We start from the raw sequence: 1,841 nt of genomic DNA, 5'->3' as shown, positions 1-1,841 counted from the left end.
GACGGCAGGCGCACCCCTTTGGTGCGGGGACGACCGGGATAGCGTGGCGGCATCGTGGGGACAAAGTCATAGAGATTGGCTTTCCAGGGCAATCGGGCTACTAACGCCACCCCGTGGCGGCGGCAGGTCCAGCCAAACTTGGCATTGTCATAGCCCCCATCCCCGACGCACACCCAGTAGCGGTTTAACCACCGACTCACCACCCGCACCATGACGATGGTCCAGTCCAAACTACTGCGTTAAGCCCGCTTACCCCGTGGGGTCGCTTCAGACGGCACCATCAAACTGAAAAACGGCAGTGCCCACACCCGAGGCGACCACGGCAGGCGCACCAACACTTGCATCACTTGCCACCGCACCCCACTGCTTTTGACCGTGTGAGTGCGACTTGATTTCACCCCATCACGGTAGATGCCCAACCCCCAAATTCGGTGGCCTCACCGACGCTCTAAGGTTTCATCAATCCCAATCACCACCGTTTCGGTGCCGACGAATGCCAGAATAATCAGGCTCAACAGCGTCTGCGCGGCGGCTAACCCGCTTCAGCCCACCCGACTCAGCATCCGGTAATACGTCCCGTACTGCTGCGCTTGTCCTAGGCCCATCACCTGCAAGACCCGACTGACCGTGCGATTGCCCTGACATAAGATCGCTCCCACCAGCATGGTTTGCGCCTTCTGCCAACTGCGCTGTTGGGCGAACACCCCTCGGAACGGAGCCAACACGTCCGCAATCTCATTGGGTAGACTCAGCATGAGTTTAATGACATAACACTGGAGCTAAGCCTACCGGGTTGGTCAGGCTTGGCTCCAGTGTCTTCATCTTTTGCTCTCTTCGACCTTCGCGCTAATGGCTAAAGTCGAGTTCAAACACTCATGCCATCCCTGGCCGTGCTGGTGGATTACCATAACTTCTTTGCCTCCTGCGAGAAAGTCTTTCGCCCAGACTTAGATGTCAAACCCATTGCCGTGCTGTTCATTAGGTGGTTCATCCTCCTCCGTTTGGGTCGAGCAAAGAACTCAATGCCATAGTCCTCGAACAGCTTCTGGTCCAAAGCTTGTGAGATGTAACCTCGGTCGGCAAACACCTTGCCAAACAAGTCTTTAAGCAGGTCGGGTACGGGCTTATGGTCTAAGTGCTTCGCACATGCTACGCGAACGGTATTGCCCGGGGTCAGGGTGACGTTGAGCAGTTCCCCCTGTTCATTAACCACCAGATGCAGCTTGAACCCCAAGAACCAATCCACCGAAGTGTTGCCGCGAGCCGCCAGCTTGGCAAAGACTCGGTGCCGAGGAATCCGACGATTATGGCGGACTTTGATTACGGTGCTATCGATGAAGCTGATACCTGTGCATTGACCAAAACAGTGCTTGAGATAAACGCATCATGGCAACAAGCTGTCTGACTGACACAAGTGCCTCAGAGTCTGATTCTATCGTTGATTTGGGAGGCGAAACCACAAGGTCAAGGTCGAAGTTCGAAAGCCTTGATTCAAGGTACTTACAGAATCTAAAACTCATGAGAATTCAAGGGTTTCCAGAGATGTGTCAGTGCGTCTTACCGTACCCCCTCCGCTGGAGACTCACGTTATCATTACAGATGATGAGCAATCCCAGCAGCGGGGAGATATTGAAGAACGTCTCTCGTCTCTGTATGAGCTTGAATTTCAGATCGCGATCGCCAAGCGGTGCGCAGGGTTTGCTGGGCAAAGAGTTCCACTTGATCGCCGGCATGGGGTGAATTAGGCTGACTTGAATTGCCATAGGCGGTTAAAACCTTGGCTTGAAGGGGGGAGGAAAACTCAACTAAGGCGATAAACGAATCTCCTCCTATCGCCGTAA

Annotated in this window: 4 protein-coding genes and 1 pseudogene; all 5 read right to left on the bottom strand. The window is 54.2% G+C overall.

Annotation, left to right across the window (positions count from 1 at the left end):
• On the bottom strand, positions 1–230 hold a 230-nt coding region (locus tag V6D20_04365; protein HEY9815026.1), incomplete at its 3' end, for a transposase.
• A 9-nt stretch (positions 231–239) separates the two neighbouring features.
• A complete protein-coding gene (locus V6D20_04360; protein ID HEY9815025.1) occupies positions 240–398 on the bottom strand; it encodes a hypothetical protein in 159 nt (52 codons plus the stop codon).
• 144 nt (positions 399–542) lie between these two features.
• Positions 543–755 carry a hypothetical protein gene (locus V6D20_04355; protein HEY9815024.1) on the bottom strand — a complete coding sequence of 71 codons (213 nt, stop codon included), beginning with the start codon at positions 753–755 and terminating at the stop codon, positions 543–545.
• Positions 756–901: 146 nt separating this feature from the next.
• Positions 902–1,348: pseudogene (locus tag V6D20_04350) on the bottom strand (transposase).
• Between the two features lie 245 nt (positions 1,349–1,593).
• Positions 1,594–1,841: penicillin acylase family protein (locus V6D20_04345; protein ID HEY9815023.1), on the bottom strand; the 248-nt coding region annotated here is incomplete at its 5' end.

Source organism: Candidatus Obscuribacterales bacterium, assembly GCA_036703605.1.
Taxonomy (GTDB): Bacteria; Cyanobacteriota; Cyanobacteriia; order RECH01; family RECH01; genus RECH01.
The sequence above is the reverse complement of the archived record's forward strand: the minus strand, read 5'-3'. Positions and strand labels throughout refer to the sequence as shown.